Source organism: Streptomyces sp. NPDC036815 (assembly GCF_055609205.1).
Genome location: NZ_JBVJPW010000015.1, coordinates 100,290 through 125,984, shown reverse-complemented (window position 1 = coordinate 125,984; position 25,695 = coordinate 100,290). Strand labels below are relative to the sequence as shown.

21 protein-coding genes are annotated in these 25,695 nt (G+C 72.7%); 13 read left to right on the top strand and 8 right to left on the bottom strand.

Going from position 1 to position 25,695, the window contains the following annotated elements; genetic code table 11:
- Nucleotides 1-222 precede the first annotated feature (222 nt).
- Entirely contained in the window at nucleotides 223-1,311 is a 1,089-nt protein-coding gene (locus tag ACZ69I_RS27160) for a ParB/RepB/Spo0J family partition protein (RefSeq protein ID WP_470835215.1), read from the top strand.
- Nucleotides 1,312-1,371: 60 nt separating this feature from the next.
- Here ACZ69I_RS27160 and ACZ69I_RS27155 read toward each other — a convergent pair whose 3' ends face one another.
- From ACZ69I_RS27155 to ACZ69I_RS27145, 3 genes are all read right to left on the bottom strand, one after another.
- Nucleotides 1,372-2,766 (bottom strand): aldehyde dehydrogenase family protein, encoded by a 1,395-nt coding sequence (locus ACZ69I_RS27155; RefSeq protein WP_470835214.1) that lies wholly within the window; start codon nucleotides 2,764-2,766, stop codon nucleotides 1,372-1,374.
- The gene (locus tag ACZ69I_RS27150; RefSeq protein WP_470835213.1) at nucleotides 2,766-3,866 is read right to left on the bottom strand and encodes a phenazine antibiotic biosynthesis protein; all 1,101 of its coding nucleotides are present in this window, start codon (nucleotides 3,864-3,866) and stop codon (nucleotides 2,766-2,768) included. The genes ACZ69I_RS27155 and ACZ69I_RS27150 overlap by 1 nt, the downstream gene beginning before the upstream one ends.
- 201 nt (nucleotides 3,867-4,067) lie before the next feature.
- A complete protein-coding gene (locus tag ACZ69I_RS27145; RefSeq protein ID WP_470835211.1) occupies nucleotides 4,068-4,466 on the bottom strand; it encodes a hypothetical protein in 399 nt (132 codons plus the stop codon).
- A gap of 443 nt (nucleotides 4,467-4,909) precedes the next feature.
- Between ACZ69I_RS27145 and ACZ69I_RS27140 the strand changes: the two genes are divergently transcribed.
- Nucleotides 4,910-5,272 carry a YybH family protein gene (locus ACZ69I_RS27140; protein ID WP_467674116.1) on the top strand — a complete coding sequence of 121 codons (363 nt, stop codon included), beginning with the start codon at nucleotides 4,910-4,912 and terminating at the stop codon, nucleotides 5,270-5,272.
- 100 nt (nucleotides 5,273-5,372) lie between these two features.
- On the top strand, nucleotides 5,373-6,932 hold the full coding sequence (locus ACZ69I_RS27135) for an MFS transporter (protein ID WP_470835210.1): 1,560 nt from the start codon (nucleotides 5,373-5,375) through the stop codon (nucleotides 6,930-6,932).
- A 54-nt stretch (nucleotides 6,933-6,986) separates the two neighbouring features.
- Here ACZ69I_RS27135 and ACZ69I_RS27130 read toward each other — a convergent pair whose 3' ends face one another.
- Nucleotides 6,987-7,898 carry a LysR family transcriptional regulator gene (locus tag ACZ69I_RS27130; RefSeq protein ID WP_467674111.1) on the bottom strand — a complete coding sequence of 304 codons (912 nt, stop codon included), beginning with the start codon at nucleotides 7,896-7,898 and terminating at the stop codon, nucleotides 6,987-6,989.
- A gap of 254 nt (nucleotides 7,899-8,152) precedes the next feature.
- Here ACZ69I_RS27130 and ACZ69I_RS27125 point away from each other — a divergent pair, with 254 nt between their 5' ends.
- The 3 genes from ACZ69I_RS27125 (at nucleotide 8,153) to ACZ69I_RS27115 (ending at nucleotide 10,501) form a co-directional block, all read left to right on the top strand.
- Complete coding sequence (locus ACZ69I_RS27125) at nucleotides 8,153-8,707, top strand: adenylyl-sulfate kinase (RefSeq protein WP_467674109.1); 555 nt, start codon at nucleotides 8,153-8,155, stop codon at nucleotides 8,705-8,707.
- 65 nt (nucleotides 8,708-8,772) lie between these two features.
- On the top strand, nucleotides 8,773-9,561 hold the full coding sequence (locus ACZ69I_RS27120) for a class I SAM-dependent methyltransferase (RefSeq protein ID WP_467674107.1): 789 nt from the start codon (nucleotides 8,773-8,775) through the stop codon (nucleotides 9,559-9,561).
- A 28-nt stretch (nucleotides 9,562-9,589) separates the two neighbouring features.
- Nucleotides 9,590-10,501 (top strand): sulfotransferase domain-containing protein, encoded by a 912-nt coding sequence (locus tag ACZ69I_RS27115; RefSeq protein ID WP_467674105.1) that lies wholly within the window; start codon nucleotides 9,590-9,592, stop codon nucleotides 10,499-10,501.
- Nucleotides 10,502-10,635: 134 nt separating this feature from the next.
- Here the strand turns inward: ACZ69I_RS27115 and ACZ69I_RS27110 are convergent, their stop codons facing one another.
- A complete protein-coding gene (locus ACZ69I_RS27110; RefSeq protein ID WP_470835207.1) occupies nucleotides 10,636-12,555 on the bottom strand; it encodes a serine/threonine-protein kinase in 1,920 nt (639 codons plus the stop codon).
- Between the two features lie 177 nt (nucleotides 12,556-12,732).
- Here ACZ69I_RS27110 and ACZ69I_RS27105 point away from each other — a divergent pair, with 177 nt between their 5' ends.
- Both ACZ69I_RS27105 and ACZ69I_RS27100 read left to right on the top strand, forming a co-directional pair.
- Nucleotides 12,733-13,326: a cupin domain-containing protein gene (locus ACZ69I_RS27105; protein WP_470835205.1), complete on the top strand. Its 594-nt coding sequence runs from the start codon at nucleotides 12,733-12,735 to the stop codon at nucleotides 13,324-13,326.
- Complete coding sequence (locus tag ACZ69I_RS27100; protein ID WP_470835204.1) at nucleotides 13,319-14,131, top strand: SDR family NAD(P)-dependent oxidoreductase; 813 nt, start codon at nucleotides 13,319-13,321, stop codon at nucleotides 14,129-14,131. The genes ACZ69I_RS27105 and ACZ69I_RS27100 overlap by 8 nt, the downstream gene beginning before the upstream one ends.
- Nucleotides 14,132-14,202: 71 nt before the next feature.
- Here the strand turns inward: ACZ69I_RS27100 and ACZ69I_RS27095 are convergent, their stop codons facing one another.
- From ACZ69I_RS27095 to ACZ69I_RS27085, 3 genes are all read right to left on the bottom strand, one after another.
- Entirely contained in the window at nucleotides 14,203-14,847 is a 645-nt protein-coding gene (locus ACZ69I_RS27095; RefSeq protein ID WP_467674096.1) for a LuxR C-terminal-related transcriptional regulator, read from the bottom strand.
- A complete protein-coding gene (locus ACZ69I_RS27090) occupies nucleotides 14,811-16,139 on the bottom strand; it encodes a sensor histidine kinase (RefSeq protein ID WP_470835202.1) in 1,329 nt (442 codons plus the stop codon). Before ACZ69I_RS27090 ends, ACZ69I_RS27095 begins: the two co-directional genes overlap by 37 nt.
- Before the next feature lie 99 nt (nucleotides 16,140-16,238).
- Nucleotides 16,239-17,036 (bottom strand): alpha/beta fold hydrolase, encoded by a 798-nt coding sequence (locus ACZ69I_RS27085; RefSeq protein WP_470835200.1) that lies wholly within the window; start codon nucleotides 17,034-17,036, stop codon nucleotides 16,239-16,241.
- A gap of 85 nt (nucleotides 17,037-17,121) precedes the next feature.
- Here ACZ69I_RS27085 and ACZ69I_RS27080 point away from each other — a divergent pair, with 85 nt between their 5' ends.
- From ACZ69I_RS27080 to ACZ69I_RS27060, 5 genes are all read left to right on the top strand, one after another.
- Nucleotides 17,122-18,480, top strand: coding sequence for an aminotransferase-like domain-containing protein (locus tag ACZ69I_RS27080; RefSeq protein ID WP_470835199.1), 1,359 nt, complete (start codon nucleotides 17,122-17,124; stop codon nucleotides 18,478-18,480).
- A 95-nt stretch (nucleotides 18,481-18,575) separates the two neighbouring features.
- The gene (locus ACZ69I_RS27075) at nucleotides 18,576-19,163 is read left to right on the top strand and encodes a hypothetical protein (RefSeq protein WP_470835197.1); all 588 of its coding nucleotides are present in this window, start codon (nucleotides 18,576-18,578) and stop codon (nucleotides 19,161-19,163) included.
- A gap of 108 nt (nucleotides 19,164-19,271) precedes the next feature.
- A complete protein-coding gene (locus ACZ69I_RS27070; protein ID WP_470835196.1) occupies nucleotides 19,272-20,093 on the top strand; it encodes a response regulator transcription factor in 822 nt (273 codons plus the stop codon).
- Nucleotides 20,083-22,257: a sensor histidine kinase gene (locus tag ACZ69I_RS27065; protein ID WP_470835195.1), complete on the top strand. Its 2,175-nt coding sequence runs from the start codon at nucleotides 20,083-20,085 to the stop codon at nucleotides 22,255-22,257. Before ACZ69I_RS27070 ends, ACZ69I_RS27065 begins: the two co-directional genes overlap by 11 nt.
- Before the next feature lie 309 nt (nucleotides 22,258-22,566).
- Nucleotides 22,567-25,695, top strand: a complete 3,129-nt coding sequence (locus ACZ69I_RS27060; protein ID WP_470835194.1) for an AfsR/SARP family transcriptional regulator — start codon at nucleotides 22,567-22,569, stop codon at nucleotides 25,693-25,695.

Below are 25,695 nucleotides of genomic sequence, written 5' to 3'. Positions count from 1 at the left end.
TGCAGTCTGATTTTGCGTGACACCTTTCCCAGTGGCTCCCGCAGGTACGCGGACGGTAATTTAAGTGAACAACTACTTTCTCCATGCGAACTCTGAACAGGGGGCGATGGGTTCATGTATGCGAGCGAGTCGACAGAGGTTGCGGAAGACGAGGCGAACGGGAATGGGAACAGGAATGGGAGTGGGAACAGGAGTGGGATACCGGAGCACATAACAGAAGAAATGCGGCGGCAGAAGCCGTGGGACGTGCGGCCGCACTCCCTGCCCGTGGAACGGGTCGCCGTCGACCTGCTCTGGTCGGCCGACTCGCCACGCCTCGTCGGCGAGAACGTCGACCACATCCGGGTCCTGGCCGAGTCCGGGGCCGACCTGCCGCCCATCCTCGTGCACCGGCCCACGATGCGGGTCATCGACGGCATGCACCGGTTGCGGGCGACGGTGCTGCGCGGGGACCGGGAGATCGACGTACGGTTCCTCGACGGGTACGAGGCCGACGTCTTCGTCGTCGCCGTGCAGGCGAACACCACCCACGGGCTGCCTCTCACCCGGGCCGACCGCAACGTGGCGGCGACGCGGATCATCCACTCCCACCCGCACTGGTCGGACCGCATGATCGCCTCGTTCGCCGGTCTCTCGCCCAAGACGGTCGGCAGCATCCGGCGCCGGCTCGGCGACGGGCTGCCCGCCGCGCCCGTACGGATCGGCCGCGACGGACGGACGCGGCCGGTCGACGGTTCCGGGGCGCGCGCCGCCACGGGCGAGTTCATCCGGGCCCATCCCGACGCCACGCTGCGGCAGATCGCCGGTGCCGCGGGCGTGTCCCGGTCCACCGCCCGTGACGTGCGCAGGAAGCTGGAGCAGGACGACCTCGACCTGCCGCGGCCGCGCTCGTCGCGGCAGGACGCGCGCGACCTCACGCAGGACGCGCCCGACCGCACGCCGGGCGCGACCGTGCCCGCGCAGGTGGTGACCGGCCGTGCGACGACGCCCTCCGTGTCGGCCCGGGTGGCACCCGACCCCGTGGAAGGGGCCGCGCCGCCTGCGACGTCCGCAGCCGTCGCGTCCGTCGCGCCCGTCGCCGCGGAGTTGATCCCGATCCTGAAGCGCGACCCCTCCATCCGCTTCACCGACTCGGGCCGCCTGCTGCTGCGGCTGCTTGACGCCGCCACCCTCCCGCAGGACGAGTGGACCCGGCTCATCGAGAGCGTCCCGGCCCACTGCGTCGACATGGTGGCGGACGTGGCCCGGGCCTGTGGCGAGGTCTGGCTCAACGTCGCACAGGAAGTGAACAGCCGCGCCGCGCTGAAGTGAGCGCTCACTGCGGGGCGGGGCGGCCTCCTGCTGTTCCTCGGCCGACCCGCTCCCGCGCGGTCAGTCCCGTATCACCGTCTTCGTGCGCATCAGGAAGTCCGCGAGGTACCCGTCGTGCGGCAGCCCGGGGCGCATCCAGTGCGTCGGGTGGTCGCCGACGTACAGGTTGGCGATGGTCGGTTCCGCGAGGAGCCGGTCGAGGAGCGGCTCCTGGGCGGTCAGCGCGGTGAGGACCAGGCTGTCCCGTAGGGGGGCGATGCCGTCCGCCGGGCGCCAAGGGGCCACCCATACGCAGGGGAAGGGGAGCTCGGCGCCCAGCTGCGGGGCGCCGGCGCGGTCGAGTTGGTGGACGGCGGGACGCAACACCGCGCTGCCGTCGCCCAGTTCGTCGGCGACCGTGTCCGCGCCGAGCCAGGCCCTCGCCCCGGCGGCACGGCGCTCCACGTACGCGGCGATCGCCCGTGCGCCCGCGGCCGGTTGGACGGGCAGGACGGCCTTCGGGTGCTCCGGCGGGAGGCTGGGCAGCGCCGCGAACCGTTCGGCGAGCGCCTCGCACAGGGGGGCCGGGTCGCCCTCGACCAGGATGGCCGTCGTGTTCACGCACCCCGTGCCGCCGCGTCCCGCGACCGAGTCCACGAGGGTGTCGAGGTGGTCGCGCCAATCGACGTCGGCCGTCAGGAGGATCTTGGAGCGGCCCGGTCCCTGGAGCAGGACGGTCGGATCGGCGCCGTACTTGCGGACGACGTCCTCGCCGCCGTAGACCAGGCCCAGGTCGGCGCCGCGCAGGACCGCGTCGGCACCCGCGTGGTCGGTGGGCAGCAGCGTGATCTCGTCGTTCCCGAACCCCGCGGTGCGCAGCGCCGTGACGAGCCGGTGCGGGGTGAACGGCTCGCGGCGGGAGGGCCGGACCGCGACGCGGAAGCCCAGCGCGAGCGCCTCGGGCCACAGGCTGTGGGTGCCGGGGTGGTTGCCGGCCGCGTGGACGGCGAACACGTCGCCGCGCCGGGTGTGGACGGCCCGGCCGGACCGGGCGAGCGGGTCGCGCCAGTCGGTCACCGCGCCGGCGGGCCGCGCCTGTGCGATGCCGGACCCGATGTCCCTGAGCCGTTCGGCGATGCGGTCGACGGCCGACGCGACCTCGGTGAGCGGGACGCCTCCGACGCGGCTGACCAGCAGGCAGTACTCCGGCACGCTCAGGCCTGCGACGGTGCCGGTGGCGAACAGGTCGGCGGCCGCGGCGATCCGCCGTATCCGCTCCTCGGACGGCGCGGATTCCGCGCGCCGCAGCGCCGACATCGTGCGGCTGGTGAACGGCGGTGGTACGAGGCTCAGTTCGGCGACGGGAGCGCCGGTCACGTCCGTGACGGACTGGCGGTTCCTGGCCCGGAACCCGCCGCGCGGGCCGAGCGCGTCGAGCTGGAGGGGCGGGTTGTCCCGTACGGGTGCCGGTGTCATCAGTACACCCCCTCCACCACGTCCTCGTTCTCGAACCTGGAGACGGGGGCGATGTCGGCCACGGAGTCGCCGGGGCCGCCGTCGAGCGGCTCGACGCGCGTGGCGAGATCGCGTTCGAGGTTGTTGGGGAGCAGGAACGACTTGCTGACGTGGTTGGCGACGACGCGGCCGCGCTCCCCGTACGGGACCGGGCGCATCGTCTCCGGGTCGACGACCGAGAAGGTCACGTAGGGGCTCAGCGTGTCGAAGACGCAGGGGTCGTCGTCGCCGAGGCCGGGGCGTTCGCCCGCGAAGCCCAGGATCATCGTGCTGCCGTAGTTCCCGGAGAAGACGGTGTCGGGGAAGATCTCCGTCCGGTACACGTGGCGGGAGTCCGGGTCGAGCTGTGTGCCGCCCCAACGGATCGCCCGCACCTTCTCGTTGATCAGCTCCACGAGATCGTCGCGCCGGGAGATCCGCTCGAGGACCGGTGGAGTGACGGTGAGGATGCCGATGTTCTGGGAGCGCAGCACCTCCGCCGCCTGGTCGACGACGTGCTCGGCGTAGTCGTCGGCCTCGCTGCCGCGGCCCTCGGATATCAGCCGCTTCACCCAGCGCGGGTCGAGGTCGATGGTGAACCCGTGGGTGCCGTGGGTGGTCGCCGAACCCCGGAAGAGCTCGCCCACGATGTGCGGCCCTGTGGGAACGATTCCCAGCCAGTTTGCGCCCCGCGGGAAGCCGTGTGCGTCGAGCTGCTCGCTGGTCCAGGCCAGCAGGCGCTCGCGCCAGTCGCCGAGCAGGACGACGCGTTTGGGGGCGCCGGTGGTGCCGCCGCTCTCGAAGACGCCGCGCACGTCCGGGTGTTCGCCGTATCCGCGCGGGATCAGGTCCTCGGCGGGGACGGTGCGCAGTTCGGCGGCGACGTTGGGGAAGCGTACGAGGTCGGCGTGGGTGGAGATGTCGGTGCGCGGGTCGAAGTCCAGGGACTTCGCGCGCTCCAGCCAGTACGGAGAGCCGGTCTCGGGGCCGAAGTGCCACTCCATCGCGGCCTTGATGTAGGCGTCGGGGTCGGGCCGGGTGCCGGGCGGGAGGTCGAGGACATCCCAGGTGTTCGACGTCATGTGGTCGTTGCCCTCCCGGCTATGGGGTCCATTTCGAAGTCAATGCGAAAGTCAATGCGGAAGTCGGTGCGGAAGTCGGGGTGGCGGTCCCGGAATTGGTGGGGGAAAAGGCGGGGAGCGCGGTTCGGAAATCGTCTCCCCGGGAGAAAACCGAGGACATTGGAACCGGGGCCATTCCGTCGTGTCAACACCGTCGGGCCGTCACATTCCGTCGGCGCCGACGGGATCGCCGACGGCCTGGCCCAGGGGTCGGCCGACGGTCTCCACACCGGCGAAAGCGGGGCCGAGGGCCTGCAGTGTGGCCAGTTCGTACACGCCCTCCACCGTGCCCTCCGCCTCGAAGGTGACGCGCACGTCCGGCGGTCGGCCGATCAGTGCGAGGGCCGCGTTCGGCGGCATCTGGTCGAGCGGCGGCCGCTCGTGCTCCCAGAGCATCATCGCGCCCCACCGGTTCTGTTCACGGTCCGCCAGATAGATCTTCAGCCGCAGGCCCGGCACCTTGGTCCAGTGATCCAGCGTGTTCTCCCGCAGGTGCGCGCGCATCGACTCGATGGTCTGCGGCGTGCCGTCCAGATGCCACCAGGCGACGTCGACCCTCATCGCGACGCTCGCGTGACGTGACGGTGCATGTGCGGAGTGTGACAGGACGTGGATCGCGTGGATCGCATGGATGACATGGGTGCCTCCGTCTTCGGTGTGCGGGGTGGGGGAAGGGAGGAGAGGGCGCGGCGCCGACCGTCGGCAGGGGGCGGGCTGCTTGCCGAGGGCAGTGATGGTACGGCGGGAGCGCCGGCGTGGTGACTGAGGAATTCCTCAGTTGCCGCGGTCGCTCGTGCCGCGGTCGCTCGTGGCGCGGTCCCCCGTGCCGCGGTCACTTGAGCCGCAGCCGCTCGTGCCGCAGCCGCTCGTGCCGCGGGCTGGACCGCGGGGCCGATCCAGATCCATTGCTTCTGGCAGCCAGAAGTAATGGGAGTTGGACTTGCCTGTTCCGCGCGACCAAGCTGGTCGGTGCTGGAAATCAGCTCTGAACGAGAGGCCCCCCTGTGTCCGAATACGAGAAGGCTTACAAGCCGGAAGACATTACGCGTCTGTTCGTGGAGCGCGCCAACAAGGGCGACGCGACCGGCGTCGCCGAGCTCTACGCGGAGGACGCGGTCGTCGCCTTCCCGCCCGGGCAGATCACCGAGGGGCGCGAAGCCATCCGCAAGCTGTGGGAGATGGCGATGACGCGCAACCCCAAGTTCGAGCCGGAGGAGCCCCTTCCGACTCTGATCAACGGTGACATCGCGCTCACGTCGACCCCGCCGAAGGACGGCACGGGCGCCCGCGCCCAGGTGGTCCGCCGCCAGCCCGACGGCTCCTGGCTGCGCATCCTCGACCAGCCCGAGTTCATCCAGCCCAAGTAGGCACGGCCCGGCCAAGTACCGCACGGCCGGGCGCGGTTCGGCCGGGCTCCGCCCGGTTCACGTTCGCGCACGTCAGCGACAGATGTGGGGGAGATCGGTGATGGCCAAACGATGGTGGACCCTGGTGGTCGTCTGTGCATCGACCTTCATGATCCTGCTGGACGCCACCATCGTCACGGTCGTGCTGCCGCAGATCCAGAGCGGGCTCGACACCAGCTTCGCCGACGCGCAATGGGTGGTCGACGCCTACTCGCTCACCCTCGCCGCGATGCTGCTGGTCGGCGGTTCGCTGGCCGACCGCTTCGGCTACCGCAAGCTGTTCCTGGTGGGACTCGCCGTCTTCACCGTCAGCTCGCTGCTCTGCGGCGTCTCCTCCACTCCGCTGATGCTGATCCTCTCCCGCGCCGCGCAGGGCATCGGCGGCTCGGTCATGTACGCCACGTCACTGGCGCTCCTCGCCCGGAACTTCACCGGCAAGGAGCGGGGCGTGGCGTTCGGCATCTGGGGCGCGGTGACGGGCATCGCCACCGGACTCGGGCCCGTCTTCGGCGGGTTGATCGCCAGCAACATCAGCTGGCGGGGCATCTTCCTCGTCAACGTACCGATCGGACTCCTCGCCATCCTGGTGACGCTGTGGCAGGTCGAGGAGTCCCCGGTACGGCGCAAGCTGCGTCTGGACTGGCCGGGCTTCGTCCTCTTCACCGGCGGACTCGTCGCGCTGATCTACGGTCTGATCAGGGCCGGCGAGACCGAGTGGGGCAACACCGACGTCGTGATGTGGCTGGGCGCGGCCGCCGTGCTCCTGGTCACCTTCCTGATCGTGGAACTCCGCTCCGCACAGCCGCTGTTCGACCTGTCGCTGTTCCGCACCCCGACGTTCGTCGGAGGTTCGGTCGCCGCGTTCACGATGAACGGCTCGCTGTTCGCGATGCTCCTCTACCTCGTGCTGTACCTGCAGAACGGGCTCGGCTACTCCGTCCTGGAGTCCAGCGTGCGGCTGCTGGTGATCAGCGTGTGCGCCCTGGTGGCGTCGACGATCGCGGGGCGGCTGAGCAGCCGCCTGCCGGTGAAGTGGCTCATCGGCCCGGGGCTCTTCCTGGTCGGCGCGGGGCTGCTCCTCATGTCGGGCAACGACGCGTCGAGCAGCTGGGTCCACCTCATCCCTGGCTTCGTCGTGGCGGGCATCGGCAGCGGCGTCGTGAACCCGCCGCTCGCCTCGACCGCCGTCGGCGTGGTCACGCCGGACCGGGCGGGCACCGCGTCGGGGATCAACATCACCTTCCGCCAGGTCGGCATGGCCGCCAGCATCCCCGTACTCGGCTCCATCTTCACGGCGTCGCTGCACGACGACGTCATCGGCAACCTCTCGGCCGTCCCGGAACTCGCCGACCGCGCCCCGGCCATCGCCGCCGCCGTCGAGCACGGCAACGTCTCCGGCCTGAGCGACGACATGCCCGCGCCGCTGCGGGAGCAGGTGGCCACCGCGCTCCACTCCGGGTACGCCGAGGCGCTCAACGACCTGCTGATCGTCACTGGTGTCGTGGCTCTGGTCGGCGCGGTCTTCTCCTTCTTCCTGATCCGCGCCAAGGACTTCCTGGCCGCCAAGCCGCCGCCGCAGGACGCCGGGGTCGAGGCCGGTGAGCCGCAGCCGGTGAAGTGACGGGCGGCCGGGCGGGCACGGGAGGGCACTTGCGGGCCAGGTGCTGACGTAGCGTCAGTACGCGTTCCGCGCCGCCTCGTCCCGTTCCTGAATGCGGTCGAGCGCATGCTGGACGACCGCCTGCGCCGCCGGGTCGATCGTCCGGTCGTCCGGCCACGCCAGATACAGCCGCCCGTGCATGTCCGGGTCGGCGAACGGTACGAGGCGCAGGTCGTCGCCCGCTGAACGGACGGCGCCGCGCGGCAGGATCGCCACTCCGAATCCGCGCGCCGCCATGTCCACGAGCGCCTGGGGATCGCTCGCCGAGAACGCGATCGGCGCGTCGATTCCGGCCGTGGCCAGGGAGGTGTCGAGACGGCGCCGGGTGCCGCTGTCGCTCGGCAGCGAGATCAGCTGGCGGGACGCGAGGTCCTTCAGGAGCAGGGAGTCCCGCTCCGCGAGCTCGTCGTCCGCGCGCAGCACCGCGACGAGCGGGTCGGCGTGGACGACCTCCGTGCGCAGGAACGCCGGGGGCTCCACGGCCATGCCGAGGAACGCCATGTCGAGTTCGCCGTCCTTGAGCCCGTCGACGAGGTCGTCGGTGCTGCCCTGGCGCAGGGCCACCTCCACGGCGGGGTGCGCCGCCTGGAAGTCCGCGAGCATTCCGGGCACGTCCAGGGACGCCACCACCGTCACCATGCCCACGTTCACCTGGCCCCGCAGCAGCCCGGCCACCTGGTCGACGGCGAGCCGGGCGTTGCGCACCGCGGCCAACGCCGCCTTCGCGTAGGGCAGGAGGGCCTCGCCCACGGCGGTGGGGCGGACCGTGCGGCCGGACCGGTCGAGCAGTTCGTATCCGAGTTCCCGCTCCAGGCGCCGGATCTGCGCGCTCACTCCCGGCTGCGTCACATGGACCCGGGCGGCCGCTCTGGTGAAGTTGCCGTCCTCGACGACCGCGACGAAGTACTCGAGCTGGCGTATCTCCATAACTGACCGATCTAGGCTTCAGTACGAACAGATATTGGACGCCCGGTAAACGCCGGGACAATACTGACGGGGTCGCTCGATCAGCGTCCATTTCATGGGGCCACTCGGAATCCCTTGAGTAATGCGCGCAGGAATGTGCCTGCGGTAATGCATGGTGAATTTTCGGTGCCCAAAATTTTCTGAGGAACTTTACAGCAGCACAGTCGTGCTGTGAAGCGTTCCGCCGACCGTACGTCCACTGAGGGAGGCCATCCATGGGAGCCAACGGGGTTGGAGGCGCCGATTCCGGCGGCACGGTCATCTGGGTGACCGGGCTTGCCGAAGCCGGCAAGACGACGGTCGCGCGCGAACTCGTCCGACAGCTGCTCCAGCGCGGTCAGCAGCCGATTCTGCTGGACGGGAACCAGGTGCGGACCGCGCTCGGCATGACCTCCGGTTTCGACCGGGAAAGCCGGATAAAGGCGTCCATGACCTACGGGCGCCTGTCGCAACTGCTCGCGGGACAGGGGCATGTCGTCGTGGTCGCGACGATCTCGCTGTTCCACGAGGTGCAGCGGTGGAACCGCGAGAACCAGCCCGACTACTTCGAGGTGCTGCTCGACGTTCCCGTCGAGGAACTCCAGCGCCGGGACAGCAAGGGCGTCTACAGCGGGAACGACGCGAAGGACATCGTCGGAATCGGGCAGTCCGCCGAGTTCCCGACCGATCCCGATCTCGTCGTCACCAACTACGGGGACATCGACCCCAAGGCCGCGGCGACCATGATTCGACTCGCGCACGAGGAGCGGTTGAGTTCCGCGGTGGCGTGAGGGTCCGATGAGCCTTGCCAAGGCTTTTCTGTTTTCAGTGAAGAATAAAAGGAGCTCTGCCTCGCATGACGACGTCGACGAAGCTTAAGCACGGAGATTTCACCGACCTGGCGAAGGACTACTCGAAGTACCGCGAGGGGTACGCGACCTCGGTGCGGGACGCCCTGATCGGCCTGGTCGGCCGTCCGGCCGCCGAACTGGACGCCGTCGACGTCGGCGCGGGCACCGGCCTGTGGACCCGCATCGTGGCGGACGGCGGATTCCGCTCGGTCACCGCGGTCGAGCCGAACGACAACATGCGGGCCGAGGGCATCTCGGACTCGGCGGGCTATTCGATCGAGTGGCGGGCCGGACAGGGCGAGAAGACCGGCCTGCCGGACGGTTCGGCCGACCTCATCAGCATGGCGTCCTCCTTCCACTGGGTCGACTTCGAGGTGGGCACCGCGGAGTTCTGCCGCGTGCTGCGCCCGGGCGGCTGGTTCGTCGCGCTCTACAACCCGCGGCTGATCGAGGTGAACCCCGTTCTCGTGGACATCGAGAACGAACTCAAGCGCCTCATGGGGGAGCGCAAGCGGATCACCTCCGCCCACCCCCAGATGATCAAGGAGCTGTCGGACAAGTTCAACGCGAGCCCGCGCTTCGACGACGTCGTCGTCCTGGAGGGCCGCCACTCCGTCGAGCAGACCGTCGACCACTACATCGGTCTGTGGCAGTCGGTGAACGACGTGCGCGTCCAGCTCGGCGACGCCAAGTTCGAGCAGTTCCTCGACTTCATCCGCGAGCGCCTCGCGGACGCGCAGAAGCTCGAAGTCACCTACCTGACCAGGGCGGTCGCGGCGCGCGCCAAGAAGTGAACCACCCCGGAGAGACAGGAAGTGTGACATGACCGAGGACTCCCCAGTCCGGGAGAAGCTGCGGCCGGACGAGCTGGCCCGGCGCAGCGCGCGGCTGCTCGGCGAGAACGACATCGTCGTGGCGGGCGACCCGGGGTCCGGGCAGGCGCTCGTGGCCAACATCGTGCACGAGCTCGGCTTCGAGTACCTCGACCCGTACGTCGAGTCGCCCGACGAGCGGGACGGCGCGGCGCAGGCCGTCGAGACCCAACTGGAGTACTACCGCAAGCGGTTGGCGGCCACGTCGGAGCGCGACAGGGACGGCGCGGCGGGGGCGTCGGACGGCCCTGGCGCGAAGCGCTTCATCAAGACGCACTTCTATCCCGAGGTGTTCGCCGACTCCGCGGTGAACAGCGCGATCCTCGTGGTGCGGGACCCGCGGGACACGATCTACTCGTCCTACAAGTGGTTCTCGTCCTTCGGCGGCTCCTGGATACCGGACGCCGCCGACATGATCGGGAAGCTCACGTACCCCGACTTCCTGGACCGCGTGCGGCTCGGTGACGGTGAGCCCTCGATCCCCGGCTGGGCCCGGTTCTACCGGAGCTGGCTGGAGGCGGCGCCGGAGTTCTCGAAGTTCGCGGTGGTGCGGTTCGAGGACCTGAAGTCCCATCCGGTCGGCGCGATCACCGCGATGCTCGCCGCGCTGGGGCTGTCCGTGACGCCGGAGGTCGTCGCCCAGGCCGCGGACCGCAGTTCCTTCAAGGCGATGCGCGCCCGCGAGGACGCGGCGTCCGCCGGTGAGGACGAGTCCACGAAGAACGCCCGCATCATGCGGCGCGGACAGGTGGGCGAGTGGCGCGAGTGGATCGGCGAGGGCGACCTGGCCGAACGCTTCGCCCACCCGGCGCTGACGGCCACGGCGGCCCGCTTCGGCTACGAGGCGACGCCGACGAAGTAGGCGTACGGGTAGCCGCAGAGGTAGCCGCAGAGGTAGCCGCAGACGTACGGAAGGCCAGGTCACGTGTCCCGTGGCCTGGCCTTCCGCGCGTCCGCATGGACGACTTGGGTCAGGACCGTCGCACGTACGGGCGGCTAGTGCGCCCAGCGCTGCGAGTCCTTGCCGGACGCGCATGTCCCGGTGGCGACGCCGCCCCCGTAGGCCAGGTCGAGGCAGCCGCCGTTGCTCGTGCTCTTCAGGGTGCCGCCGGAGCCCCAGCGCCAGAGGCGTGCGCTGCCCCGGGTGCAGTCGCCGACGAAGACGGCCTGGCCGAGCATGTTGGCGACCAGGCAGGACCCCGACTGCTTGTTGACGACCTTGAAGCTGTCGTTCTCCGCGCGCACGGTCTTCCAGGAGGCGCTCGCATCGCCGCAGCTCCCGGCGTCCGCGGAGCCGTAGACCTGGGTCAGGCACGCGTCGTTGTCGGCGTTCTTCAGGCGGAAGGGGCCCGTGGAGGAACCGCCTCCCGAGCCGCTTCCCGATGAGCCGGAACCAGAACCGGAACCGGAGCCAGAACCCGATCCGGAGTCCGACGAGCCGTCTCCGTCGGCGTCACCGGAGTCTCCGGACCCACCCGAACGGTCGGAACCGGAACCGCCGGAGCCATCGGAATCGCCCTTGTCCCCGGCTCCGGCCGACCCGCCGCCCGCCCCGTCCTTGGCGTCTCCCTTGTTCTTGTTCCCGGGGCCCTTGGGGTCGTCGGGGTCTTCGGTCCCCTTGGACTTCTTCGGGTCCTTCGACTTCTTCGCCCCGGGCTTCGCCTCGCCGTCCGTGCCGGAGGGCTGCGAGGGGTCGGCCGGGGCCGCGACGGAGGCGGACGGCGTCGAGCCCGCCGCGGTGTCCGACCCGCTGACGAACGGCAGGTTCTGGAGGGCGAGGGTCGCCCCCGCCGAGACCACCACGACGGGGACGACGGCCAGCACGATGCGCGTCCGTCGCCGCTCGCGCCGCGGGGGCTCGGCCCCGGGCGTGACCTCCGGGGCGGTCGTGGGGGCGGGTGACGGCGTGGTCGACGGAGTCGTGGGTGAACTCGTCGGGGGGCTCGTCGGAGGCGTGTCCAACAGCGCCGTCGGCGGCACCCGCGCGGCGAACGCGGCGCGTTCCGCCAGGAGTTCCATGACGGGAGCGGGCCAGACGGGAGCGGTCGACGGGCCGTGCCGCTCGGCGAGTTCCACCAGTTCGGGGGCGGTGGGGCGGCCCTCCGGGTCCTTGTCCAGGCAGGCCGCGACGAGCTCCGTGAGGTCGGCGTCGCGCTCGCGCAGCGGCGCGAGGTCGGGCTCGTCGTGCACGATGCGGTAGAGCGGGCTGCCCTCGCCCGCGTCGGAGAACGGCCAGCGGCCGCTCGCCGCGTACCCGACGAGGAGGCCCAGCGCGAAGATGTCGGACGCGCTGGTCAACCCTCTTTTGCCGGAGGCCTGTTCGGGTGACATGTACGCGGGTGTGCCGACGACGAGCCCGGTCTGCGTCAGCTGGCTCTGCTCGGCGGCGCGGGCGATGCCGAAGTCGATGAGGGTGACGCCGTCGAGGGTCAGCATGACGTTCGACGGCTTGAGGTCCCGGTGGACCATGGCGTCGCCGTGCACCGCCGTCAGGCCCTCGGCGACCTCGCGCAGCAGCAGCCACAGGGCGTCGCCAACGAGCGCGCCGCCGTGCTGTTCGACGGCCTCGGACAGGGTGATGCCGGGCACGTACCCGGTGGCGAACCAGGGCGGCTCGGCGGTGCGGTCGCTCGCGAGGAGGGGCGCCGTGGCGTCGGCCGGCAGCCGTGCGAGGTTGTCCATCTCCTGCCCGAAGCGGCGCAGGAACCCCCGGTCCTCGGCGACGACGGAGGCCAGCATCTGTTTGACGGCGGCGTACCGTCCGTCGACGACGCCGAGGTACACCCGTCCCATGCCGCCTGCGCCGAGCCGGCCCACCAGTGGGATCGTCCCGATCCGCCGCGGGTCCTGCGGGCGCAGCGGTTCCGCGCCGCTCCCCGTCAGATCGAACCCGTCGTCCCCGTCTGCCCCGTTCACGCTCTCCCCGTTCACCGGCCTCCCCATGGCCGGACCCGCAAGTCCGGGCTCAGTGTGGCCCATTGATCGACCCGAGCGGAAGATCTGTCCGAAACGCATTCTCCCTTCGCCCCGCGCCGACCGGGTCGGCCCGTGAGACCGGGGTTATGAGGCGCGCGGCCCGGGGAGCGATCGACCATGGTCGAAAACGCCGAACAGGTCGAGAGAGCCGAACGGGCCGAAAGAGCCGAACGGGCCGAAAGAGTGGAACGGGTCGAATCAGCCCAAGAGGTGGCCGCGCGGCACGGGCTGATCCCGCTGCCGGTGGAAGGCGGGCTGTTCCGGCGCACGTGGGCGGGCCCGCCGGACGCCACAGGCCGCCCCGCGGGATCGGCGATCGTCGCGCTCCTGACCACCGCCCCCGGCGACTTCTCCGCCCTGCACCGGCTGCCCACCGACGAGGTCTGGCACTTCTACGAGGGCGACGCGCTGGAACTGCTGCTCCTCGCGCCCGACGGCACGGACCGGACGGCCGTCCTGGGCGCCGGAGGCCACGTACAGCTGGTGGTCCCCGCGGGGACGTGGATGGGGGCGCGGGTCGGGCGCGGCGGGCGGTACGGGTGGGCGCTCTTCGGGACCACCATGGCGCCCGGGTTCGTCGACGAGGACTACGAGGGCGGGGACGCCGACGAGCTGAGCGCGCGGTACCCGGGGCGTGAGCGGCTCGTCAGGGAGCTGTGCCGACCTGGAGAGCCGCTGCGGATGCACGGAGAGGACGACGTCGATGCGTGACGACAGGGGCGAGGGGGCGGGGGACTGCCGGCGGGACAGTGCGCTGCCGGAGCTCTCCGGGCGCGTGGCCCTGGTCACCGGGGCGAGTGGCGGTATCGGCGCCGGGGTCGCCCGGCGGTTCGCGCAGGCGGGCGCCGCGGTCGTCCTCCACTACCGGAGCGGCGGGCGGCGGGCCGAGGAGCTGGCCGGACGGATCGTGGCGGCGGGCGGTGACGCCGTCGCCGTACCGGCGGACCTGACCCGGGAGGAGGAGTGCCACCGCCTCGTCGAGCGGGCGCACGCCTGGCGGGGGCGGCTGGACGCGCTGGTCAACGGCGCCGGTATCCAACCGCTCCAGGAGCTCGCCGGCATGACGGCCGCGGACTGGCGGGAGCTGTCGGAGGCGAACGTGACGAGCGCGTTCTGCTGCACGCAGGCGGCCGCCGGGCTCATGGCCGCGCAGGACGGCGGCGGCACGGTCACCCAGATCGCGTCGATCGAGGGGTCGAGCCCCGCCCCGGGACACGCGCACTACAGCGCGTCCAAGGCCGCCCTGATCATGTTCGCCCGCTCGGCCGCCCTGGAGTACGGGCCCCGTGGCATCCGCGTCAACAGCGTCTCGCCCGGCCTGATCGACCGACCGGGCCTCGCCGAAGACTGGCCCGACGGCGTGGCGCGGTGGGGCCGGGCGGCGCCGCTCGGGCGGCTCGGGCGGCCCGAGGACATCGGCAGCGCCTGTGTGTTCCTCGCCTCGGACGCGGCGTCCTGGATCACCGGGATCGACCTGGTGGTGGACGGCGGAGTGGGGGCGCGGCCCACCTGGTAGGCGCCCGCGGAGACGACGGGGGACACGACGGGGGACACGACCGAGGGTGACCGGGGATACGGCACGGGCTCTCAGCGGTTCAGATAGGCGAGGACCGCGAGGACCCGGCGGTTGTCGGTGTCGGAGGGAGGCAGGCCCAGCTTGGGGAAGATGTTGCCGATGTGCTTGGCGACGGCCTTCTCCGAGATGACCAGGGCGTCCGCGATGCCCGCGTTGGACCGCCCCTGCGCCAGGCACTCCAGGACCTCGCGCTCGCGCGCGGTGAGCGCCGCCATGCCGGTGTCGCGGCCCTTGCGGACCAGCAGCTGGGAGACGACCTCGGGGTCCATCGCGGTGCCGCCCCCGGCGACGCGCCCGATGGTCGCCACGAACTCGGCACCGTTCGAGACGCGGTCCTTCAACACGTAGCCGACGCCCTCGGAGCCGGTCGCCAGCAACTCATGGGCGTACAGCGGCTCCACGTACTGGGAGAGCAGCAGCACCGGCAGACCCGGTACGCGCCCGCGGGCCGTCACGGCGGCGCGCAGGCCCTCGTCGCTGAAGCCGGGCGGCAGCCGGACGTCGACGACGGCGACGTCCGGCCGCAGCTCCGTGAGCGCGCCGAGCAGTTCGGGGCCGTTGTCGACGGCCGCGACCACCTCGTGCCCGAAGGCGGTGAGGAGCCGGCCGATGCCGTCCCTCAGCAGGAAGTGGTCTTCGGCGAGGACAACGCGCACGGCACCTCCATCGTCACGACGGTCGGGCCGCCGGGCGGGCTGCTCACGGCGAGGACGCCGTCGAAGGTGGCCAGGCGCTGCTCGATGCCGCGCAGGCCGGAGCCGCGGGAGGCGTCGGCGCCGCCGTGGCCGTCGTCGGTGACGGTGATGCGGAGGGTGCCCCGGCCCGCGCTCTCGTGGTGGATGTCGATCCAGGCGCGCTCCGCCCCCGAGTGCTTGGCGGCGTTGGCCATGATCTCCGAGACGGCGAAGTACGCGGCCGACTCCACCGGCGGCTCGGGGCGCGCGGGCAGGTCGGCGTCGACCTCCGTGCGGAGCGGGCTGATCAGCGCCAACGACCGTACGGCGTCGGGCAGTCCACGGTCGGCGAGGACCGGCGGGTGGATGCCGCGCACCAGGTCGCGCAGCTCCTGGAGGGCTTTGCTGGAGTTCTCGCGGGCCTCCGCGAGCAGGGCGCGCACGGCGTCGGGGTCGGACTCCAGAAGGTGTTCGGCGGCGTCGAGCGTCATGCCCATCGCCACCAGGCGGACCTGTGCGCCGTCGTGCAGGTCGCGTTCGATGCGGCGGATCTCCGCCGTCTGCGTGTCGACGGCGGCGGAGCGGGTGGTGGTGAGGTGGTCGATGCGGTGCGCCATCTCGGCCAGTTCCGCGCGCAGTTCGCTCTCGCTGGGGGCGAGCATCGCGCGCAGCCAGCGTTCGTGCAGCCGGACGGCACGGGGCGCGGCCCAGTGGAGTGCGAGCGGGAACTGCAGGGCCCCGAGCACTCCCGCGAGGGCGGCCGTGGGCCAGTTCTCGACGGGCACGAAGAGGTACCAGACGCTGTCCCACCGCTCGGAGAGCCGCACGCCGACGACCGCGGTGACCAAGCCCCACACTCCGCTGAGGACGAGAGCGAGCGGTCCGAACGCGATCATGCCACCGAGGTACGGGTCGAGGCCCGCCCACCGCCAGTCACGCCACACCTGCCCCTCCTTGCCCGCCAACTGTGCGCGCAGCGCGAGCCCTTGGTCGCGGGTGGCGGCATCGGCACAGGGGGCGGGGAAGTCCCGGCCCGACCACTCCTCGGCCAGCTCGCGCTGCCGGTCCGCGAGCCTTCGCACGCGCTTCACGGTGGCCGGCAGCAGTCTGGCGTTCGGGCCGCCCGCGAGGAGGACGTGCACGTGGGTCATCCAGAGGGAGAGCCAGAACGCCCGCAAGGAGAGGCCCCACAGGAGCAGGGAGCGCCTGAAGGCGCCGGTGGCTCGTGCGGTGCCGCGTCCGGCGCTTGGCGGCGGCTCTCGGTGTGTGGTCATGCACTTCCCCCTTGGACGTCTGAACTGCGGGTTCATTATCGGCCGGGGTGCGGGCGGAAGTCGGTGGTAAAAACTCCCCTCTTCAGCAGAGGCGGGCCGTCAGGCGATGCGGGACAGCCAGGTGCGGAGCGCGGAGTTGAAGGCGTCCGGGCGTTCCAGGTTCGGCATGTGGGCCGCCGATTCCACGACGTGCAGCGCGGAGTCGGGGAGCGCGGCGTGCATCGCCTCGGCGTCGGCGACCGGGGTGTACGTGTCGTCGCGGCCCACGACCACGAGGGACGGGACGTCGACGCGGGCCAGCAGCGCCCGGTAGTCGGGGCGTTCGGCCCGGCCACGCAGCGCGGCGGCGGCTCCCTCGGGCGGGGCGGCCAGCATCATCCGGTGGACGCGGGCGGACGCCTCCGTGTTGTACGGGGCCACCATCCTGTCCCGCACCTCGTCCGCGTACCCCTTCATGCCCTCGGTGAGGAGGCGGTCGGCGAGGGCGTTGCGGGCGGTCTTGCCCTCCGGGGTCTCGGCCGCGGGGAAGGTGTCCGCGAGGAGCAGTCCCGTGATGCGCTCGGGGAACAGGCGGTAGCACTCCATGGCGATCTGACCGCCCATGGAGAGGCCGCCGAGCGCGAACTCCCGTACGTCCAAGTGGTCCAGGAGCGCCGCGAGGTCGGCGGCGAAGGTGGCGAAGCCGGTGGTGCCGGGGACGACGGTCGACTCGCCGTAGCCGCGCAGGTCCGGGGTGATGACGCGGTGCGTCGCGGCGAGGGCGGCGCGCTGCGGGGACCACATGGAGCGGTCGAAGGGGTGGCCGTGGAGGAGGACGAGGGTGCCCCGGGTGGCGGCTCCGCCACCCCTCTCGTCGTCGTAGCCGATGGTGATGCCGTTGAGCTGCGCGGTAGCCATGCGAGGAGGCTAGGCGCGTGAACTCGTCGGTGCAATAAGGTCTTTGCTCTCGGTGCAATGGCCGAGTGCGAGGGAGGGGTGCGTGATGGCTCAGCGGGACGACTACCGGCGGGTCGCCGATGACGTGGCTCGGGAGATCGAGGCCGGGGTGCTGCGGCCCGGGGAGCAGCTGCCTCCGCAGCGGGCCTTCGCCCGGCGCAGACGGATCGCCAACTCCACGGCCATCCGCGTGTACGGAGAGCTCGCCCGGCGGGGCCTGGTCGTCGGCGAGGTGGGGCGCGGCACCTTCGTACGCGCCACCGCCCCGCACCCCGGCGGCGCGGCCCTGACCGAGGTCCCGCCCGGCCGTCCCGCGCCCCCGGCCGTCAACCTGGAGCTCAACTACCCCGTGGCCGAGGGCCAGTCGGAGCTGATGAGCAGGTCCCTCACGCCGCTGTTGCGGCCCGACGTGCTGCTGGAGTCCACCCGGACCGCGGCGCCCGACGGCTCCCCGGAGGCGCGGGAAGCCGCCGTCTCCGTTCTCTCGCGCGGCGGCTGGCGGCCGGAGCCGGAGCGGGTGCTGTTCGCGGGAAACAGCCGGCAGGCCATCGCCGCCGCGCTCTCCTCGATGGCCCGCCCGGGTGGCCGCGTCGCCGTCGAGGCAGTGACGTATCCGCTGGTGAAGGCCATCGCCGGGCAGCTCGGCGTGCGGCTCGTGCCGGTCGCCGTGGACGATCAGGGCATGCTGCCGGTCGCGCTCGCCGACGCCCACCGGAAGGCTCCCCTCAGCGGTGTCTACGTACAGCCGACCCTGCAGAACCCGCTGTCGGTCACGGCGGGGGAGGAGCGGCGCCGACAACTGGCCGACTGCATCGAGCAGTTGGGCGTGCTCGCCGTCGAGGACGGTACGTGGGGGTTCCTCGCCCCGGACGCGCCCGCTCCGCTCGCCGCCCTGCTGCCCGGCCGCGTCGTCTTCGTGGACAGCCTCTCCAAGCGCCTCGCGCCCGGCCTCACCGTCGGCATGCTCGCCGCCCCGCCCGCCCACGCGGAAGCGCTCGCGCGCAGTCTGCGGTCCGGGGCGTGGACGGCGGGGGCGTTCAACCTGGCGGCGGCCGTGCGGTGGGTCGCCGACGGGACCGTGGAGACGCTGACGGCGGCCAAACGCGCCGATGCGGCCGTGCGGCACCGCATCGGGCGGGAGCGGCTGATCGACGCGGGCGTGAAGGGCCGGTTCCGTACCGATCCGCGCGCGTACTACTGCTGGTGGGAGCTGCCCGCGCCGTGGCGCGCCGAGACGTTCGTGGCGGCGGCGGCCGACCGGGGCATCGCCGTCACGCCGGGCTCGGCCTTCGTCGCGGACGGCCACTCGGCGCCCGACGCGGTACGGATCGGCCTCGCCTCGCCGCCTCCGGACGTCCTCGCGGAGGCGCTGGGGGTGCTGGGGGCGGTTGTCCGTACGCCTTGAGGGGGACGCGGGGTACGACCTCTGTCTTGAGGTGGGGGTGGCTTTTCGTTCTGTGGCCGTACGAGATCGGGGGGCGGGGGCCGAAGACTGGTCGTATGCCCCTTCGCACCTTCCCTCGCACGCCTCTGAACAAGAAGAAGGCCGGTGCCGTCGTCCTCACCGCGGCCGGATGCCTGGTCGCCGTCGGCACCGTCGCCGTCGCGGCGCCCTCGCTCAAGGACAGCGCGCTGCTGCCGGACGCCGTCAGCGAGCACGTCTTCAAGGAGAAGACGAAGTCCTTCGCGACGGCGGCGGACGCGCCGGACACGGGCGACCTGGCGTTCGCGCTGCCCGCCTGGGTGCCGAAGGGCGCCGAGAACGTCAGGGTGAAGGTGAAGACGACCGGCGGGGCGAAGCTCATCCGCTTCACGCTCGGCGCGGGCGACCGCGGCGAGCACGGCGGCGCGGGTACGGGTACGTGGGCGGGGCGGGGCAGGGACTGCGGGGCCGGTGCGTCCCGGGTCGGCGCGCCGGAGCTCGACGCCCCGTGGTGGCCCGACCGCACGCCGACCCGGTCCCGCACCGAGTGCGGCGACTTCCACCAGTACCGGGTCGCGGTCCTCGGGGACACCGTCTACGCCTGGACGAACGGGGACCTGTCCATGGCGGTGGACGGGTCGGCCGAGGGGCGCGACAAGGCCTGAGTCCCGGCGCGCTCAGAGTGGCAGGCACTTATGAGGATCCTGTCAGGCCTGCATGCGGATCCCATTTGCCTCTCCTGCAACAGGACAGCCGTGCCTATCCTCAACGCCATGTGCGCTTTTGTCCTGGTCGCGGAGGACGACGAGAAACAGGCCGAGCTGGTCCGCCGCTATCTGGAGCGCGAGGGCCATGCCGTCACCGTCGTCCACGACGGGTCCGCCGCCCTCGCCGCCGTGCGGCACCGGCCACCGGATCTGCTGATCCTCGACGTGATGATGCCCGGCACCGACGGCCTGGAGGTCACCCGGCTCCTGCGGCACCCCGACGGGCCCCCCGAGCTGTCCCGGCTGCCGATCCTGATGCTGACCGCCCGCTCCACCGAGGACGACCTGCTCGAAGGGCTCGACCTGGGCGCCGACGACTACCTCACCAAGCCGTACAGCCCGCGCGAGCTGATGGCCCGGGTACGGACGCTGCTGCGCCGCGCGTGCGGTATCCACGTGCCGCTGTCCGGCACCGACCGGCGGGTCCTGCGCGTCGCCGGTCTCGTCGTCGACCCGCTGCGGCACGAGGTGACGGTCGACGGGCGGCACGTGGACTGCACGCCGGGCGAGTTCGACCTGCTGTCGGCGCTCGCGGAGGAACCGGACCGCGTCTTCACGCGCCCGCAGCTCCTGGACCGGATCCACGGCTCGTCGGGCTACATATCCGCGCGCACGGTCGACGTGCACGTCCTCAACCTGCGCAAGAAGATCGAGGCCGACCCGCGCCACCCGGACCGCCTCGTGACGGTCTTCGGGGTCGGGTACAAGCTGGCGGGGTCGGGTGCGCTTCCGGGCTCGGGTGCGCTTTCGGGTCCGGGTGCGCTTTCGGGTTCGGGCGCGCTTTCGGGTTCGGCCCCGGACGGGGCGGCGGCACGGCGTGGCGCGTGACATCCCGCTCCGCAAGAGCCTGCTCGCCCGCCTCCTCGCCGTGTCCGTCCTGGTCTCCATCGGCTCGATCGCCGCGACCGCGTGGCTCGCGGCGCAGACGACGTCCGGTGCGCTGCGCCAGGAACAGGGGCAGGTCCTCGCCGACGACGCCCGCATCTACGACAGGCTCCTCGGCGTCGGCGCGAGCGCCCCGGAGTGGCGGGGCGCCGACGAGGCCGTGCGCGAACTGGCCCGGAGCACCGGCCGCCGCATCGCCCTCACCACGCAGGACCGCAAGGTCATCGCGGACTCGGCCGCCCCGAAGGGGCAGGGTCAGGCGGCGGGCGGCCCACCGGCAGGCGGCTCCAAGCAGGGCAAGGGGGGCCCGGGCAAGGGCGGCTCCGACCAGGGCAACGGCCCGCCCGACGGCAACTCCGGCAAGGGGGGCCCTGGTGAGGGAGATCCCCACAAGAGCGACTCCGCCAAGGACGACTCCGCCAAGGACGACCCCGCCAAGGACGACTCCAAGCGCACCTCCCTCCCCCCGACCGCCTCCGCCGTCCTCGACCCCCTCGCCGTCGACTCCACGCTGTCCCCGGGACGTACGGACGAGGACGCGAGCACGGGCACGGACGCGGGCACGGGCACGGGCACGGGCACCGAGGACGCCACAGCCGACCGCATCGACCCGCGCGCGGTGGGCCCCTACCGCCTCACCGCGGCGGAGCGCGACGTGCTCAAGGCCGCGGCCGACAAGAGCGCGGGCTGTCTGGCCGATCTCGGCGCGAGCGCCCAGGTCGTCGTCGGCCCTGGCGGCCGCCCCACCGTCCAGGTCGGCCACGACCCGGACGAGTTCCTGAAGTACCGCTGCCGCATGCCCCCGCTCGAAATGCCCACCGAGACCGAGCAGAAGGCCCTCAAGAAGCTCAACTCCCTGGCCGAGGCCTGCATGAAGCGGCACGGCCTCGCCCCCGTCATGGTCGGCCTCGACCTGACCGGACGGGCCGGGCCGAAACCGGTCACCGCCGCCGTGCCGGCGTCCCCGGCCGAGGCGCCCGGGACCGACCCCGCCAGGGCAGAAGCGGAACTCGGGCCCGCCGGGGCGGCCGACAGCAGCGCCGTCGATCCCGCCGCCGCCGCGACGGCCGCCGCCACCGCCTCCTGCGTCGACACCGCGCGCCGCGAACAGCTCGGCCCCTACGTCTCCTCGCCCGCGCTGCTCTTCATCACCAGCTCCGACGGCACCCGCAGCACACCCGGCTTCAGCCTCTCCCGGGGCAACACCGCGCGTCTCGCCGGACTCGCCGCGGCCGTCCTCGCCGTCACGGTCGCCGTCACCGCGCTCGCCGCGACCCGGCTCACCCGGCCGCTGCGCGCGCTCACCACCGCGACGCGGCGCATGAAGGCGGGCGAGACGAGCGAACCGGTCCCCGCGCGGGTCACCCGCTCGGCGGGCGAGATCAGCCAACTCGCGGCCGCCTTCAACGACATGGCGGCCCACCGCAAGGCCCTGGAGGAGCAGCGCAAGGCGATGGTGAGCGACGTGGCGCACGAGCTGCGCACTCCGCTGTCCAACATCCGCGGCTGGCTGGAGGCGGCGGAGGACGGCGTCGTCGAGACCGACCCCGAGCTGGTCACCTCGCTCCTCGAAGAGGCCCTGCTGCTCCAGCACATCGTCGACGACCTGCAGGACCTGGCGGCCGCCGACGCAGGCACGCTCCGGCTGCACCGCGAGGCGGTGCGCGCCGCCGAGATCGCCGACCAGGTGGCGGCGGCGCACCAGGCGCGCGCGGACGCTGCCGGGGTGCGGCTCAGGGCCACCGCGTTCGGCGATCCGTGGGTGCGGGCCGACCCGCTGCGGCTGCGCCAGGCGATCGGCAACCTCGTCTCCAACGCCGTCCGCCACACCCCCGAGGGCGGCAGCGTCCGCATCAGCTGTCGCACCGCGGACGAGGCGGTACTGATCGAGGTCGCCGACACCGGTACGGGCATCGCGGAGGCCGATCTGCCGCACGTCTTCGACCGTTTCTGGCGTGCCGACAAGTCGAGGACCCGTGCGACGGGCGGCAGCGGGCTCGGCCTCTCGATCGTGCGGAAGCTGGTCGAGGCGCACGACGGCACGGTGACGGCGCAGAGCGTGCCGGGGAAGGGGTCGCTGTTCACCGTGCGGCTGCCGGTCGCGTAGGGATCGCGAGGGGAACGGAGGAGGGGGAGCGTGCCGTGCACGCCGCCCGGGACCGCCCCCAAGTCGGGGTCCGTGCCCCGGCGCCCGCGCGCGCGGCAGGGCGAAAGCCCCGGTCGTTCACCTCCGCCGACCGGGGCTCTCTCTGCCCCCGGACCCGGCCGCGGCGGCGACACTCCCCCGAGCTACGCGCTGTGCGCGAGTACCGGCGGGCCAGGTCCGATGTAGTGATCAGATCAGGGCTCACCAACAGATCGCTAACATGTGGCCAACGGTCCACCGGCACGGTGCGGCCGCCGGGACGGGCGAGACATGGCGGGACGGCACGGGGAGACAGGCGTGAGCGAGCGACGCGGGCTGCGGTTCGGCCTGCTCGGGGCTCCCGCCGTGTACGACTCCGCGGGCGAGCCGCACCCCGTGCGCGGCGCCAAGGGCCGCGCCCTGCTCGCCGCGCTCCTCCTGGAACCCGACAAGGTCGTCTCCCTGGGCGCCCTCAAGGACGCGCTGTGGGACGGCTCTCCGCCCGCGTCCGCGCAGGCCTCGCTCCAGAACCACGTGACACGGCTGCGGCGGCTCCTCGACGACCCGCGGCGGCTGCACGCGGTGCCGCCCGGGTACCGGCTGCGGGTCGGTGACGGCGAGTTGGACGTACGGGTCTTCGAACGCCTGGTGGCGGCGGCGCGGGCGGCGCACGCGGAGCGGGACTGGGCGCGGGTCGCGGAGCACGCCGCGGACGCGCTGGCGCTGTGGCGCGGCGCGCCGTTGAGCGGCCTCCCCGACTCGCTGGCCGGCCACCCCCTCGTACCGCGCATGGCGGAGGCACGCCTCCTCGTCCTGCAGTGGCGGTACGACGCGGAGCTGGAACTCGGCACCGGCCTCGCCGCGCACATCCCCGAACTCACCGCCCTCGTCGCCGAACACCCCCTGCGCGAGGCCTTCCACCGCCAGCTGATGCTGGCCCTGCACCGCACGGGCCGACAGGCGGAGGCCCTCGCCGTCCACCGGGAACTGCGCCGCAGGCTGGTCGAGGAACTCGGCGTGGAGCCGGGGCCGGATGTGCGGGACGCGCACCAGGAGGTGTTGCGGGGGCCGGGCGCGGGCGCGGCTCCCGGGGCGGGGGAGAGCGGCGACACGGCCGTCACCGGCCCGGTGCCCGGCGGCGATCCCGGCGTGCCGGAGGCCGCGGAGGTGAGCGGGGCCGAAGAGGGCGGGGGCGGCGCCGACCGCGGGAGTCCGGTGCGTCCCGGCCGCGCCGGTGCGTCCCCGCCCGCCCAACTGCCGCCCGCCCCGGCCCACTTCACGGGCCGGGCCGGAACCGTCCGGACCCTCCGGCGCGCCCTCGGTGAAGGCGCCCGCGTCGCGGTCGTCTCCGGCATGGCGGGCGTCGGCAAGAGCGCCCTCGCCCTGCATGTGGCGCACGCGTTGCGGGAGGAGTTCCCGGACGGCCAGCTCTACGTCAACTTGCGCGGCGCGACCCCGGGCATGACTCCGCTCACCCCGGGGCAGGCCCTCGCCGCGCTCCTGCGCGACCTCGGCGCCGAGCCGCGCCACACCCCGGAGAGCGCCGAATCCCCGGACGCGGCCAGCGCGTTGCTCCGCTCGCTGCTCGCGCCCACCCGTACGCTCCTGGTCCTGGACGACGCCGCGACGGCGGCGCAGGTCCGCCCGCTGCTGCCCGCGGGCCCCGGCTGCGCGGTCATCGTCACCAGCCGCTCGCCCCTGACCGCCCTCGACGGCGCCGCGCGCTTCCCGCTCGGTCTCCTCACCGACGGGGACAGCGCCGCACTCCTGCGCGCCGTCTCCGGCCGTGCCGGGCTCGACGCCGGGCACCCCCTCGTCGAACTCGCGGGCCGCCTCCCCCTCGCCCTGCGCATCGTCGCGGCCCGCCTCGCCGCCCGGCGCGCCCTCACCCCGGACGCCTTGGCCGACCTCCTCACCGCCAGCGGGGGCCGGCTGCACCACCTGGAGTACGACGACCTCAGCGTGCGCCGTTCCCTGGCCGTCGCCCTCGACGCCCTGCGCACCTCGGACCGCCAGGCCGACCGCGACGCCGCCCGCGCCCTCGCCAGGATCGGCGCGCTCGACCTGCCGACGTACGGAGTGCCGCTGCTGGCCCGCCTGTTGGGCCTGGACGAACTGCGCGCGGGCGCGGCCCTCGACCGGCTCGTCGACGTGGCCCTCCTCGACGAGACGTCCTACGGCCGGTACACCCCGCACGACCTCGTACGCGACTTCGCGAGGGAGACCGCCGGCGCCGCCTCCGCCACCGGCGCCGCCATCGTGGAAGAGGCCTTCCGCTGGTACGCGGAGGGCGCCCGCCGCACCCTGATGGCGATCCTGCCCGAGGGCCTGGACCGGAGCGACCGGCTGCGCGGCGTGGACGCCTGCCTCACGCGCCCCGAAGCCCCCGGCCGACGCGGCACGACCGACACGGCCGCCGAACCACCCATGTCCGCACGGGCCGCCTTCGCCTGGGGCGACACCGAACTGGCGAACGTCCTCGCCCTCACCGAACGGCACCAGGACCCCGCGGGCCTGCTCCCGGTCCTGGTCCGCTGCCTCTTCCCGTACCTGCAGCGCCGCGGCCGCCTCACCGAACTGGGCGCGCTCGGCACGCTCGCCCTGGCCGCCGCCCGCCGCCAGGGCGACACCGGCGCCGAGGCCCAGGCCCTCACCGACCTCGCCGGCCTGCACTTCATGTCCGGCCGGGGCAGCGAGGCCCTCGCCCTGAACGACGAGGCCCTCGCCCTCTGGCGCGCCCTCGGCATCGTGTCCTGCGTCCGCCGCGGCCTGGGCAACCGCGGCCTGCTCCTCGAAGGCCTCGGCCGCCACGCCGAGTCCGCCGAGGCGCTCCACCAGAGCCTCGACCTCGCCAAGGAGCTCGCCGACCCGCTCAGCGAGGCCATCACCCTCAGCCATCTCGGCAACCTCTACGAGCACACGGACGCCCGCGCCGCCATCAGCCACCACGAACGCAGCCTCGCGATCGGCGAGTCCATCGGGCACGCCGTCGTCCGCCAGTCCGCCCACTGCAACATCGGCTACGCCCATCTCACCCTCGGCGAACCCGACGCCGCCCTCGCCCACTTCGAGGAGAGCCTGCGGCTGCACGGCGAGTACCAGGACTGGCACGGCGCGTCCCAGGCCCGCCTCGGCCGGGTCCGCGCCCTGCGCGAGCTCTTCCGCTTCGGCGACGCGACGCGCGAGTGCGCCGCGCTGCTCGACCACGCCGAACAGCGCGGCGACACCCACATGACGGGCCTGGCCCGCCACCAGCGCGGCATCCTGCTCCGCGCGGCGGGCCGCGCCGACGAGGCGTACGAACAGTGGACGGAGGCGCTGCGGGCACTGGACGGCACGGACAGCAGGGTGGTCGGCGAACTCCGCGCGCAGCTGGCCGAGTTGGACGCGACGGGCGGAGGCCCCACGGGCCCGGCCTAG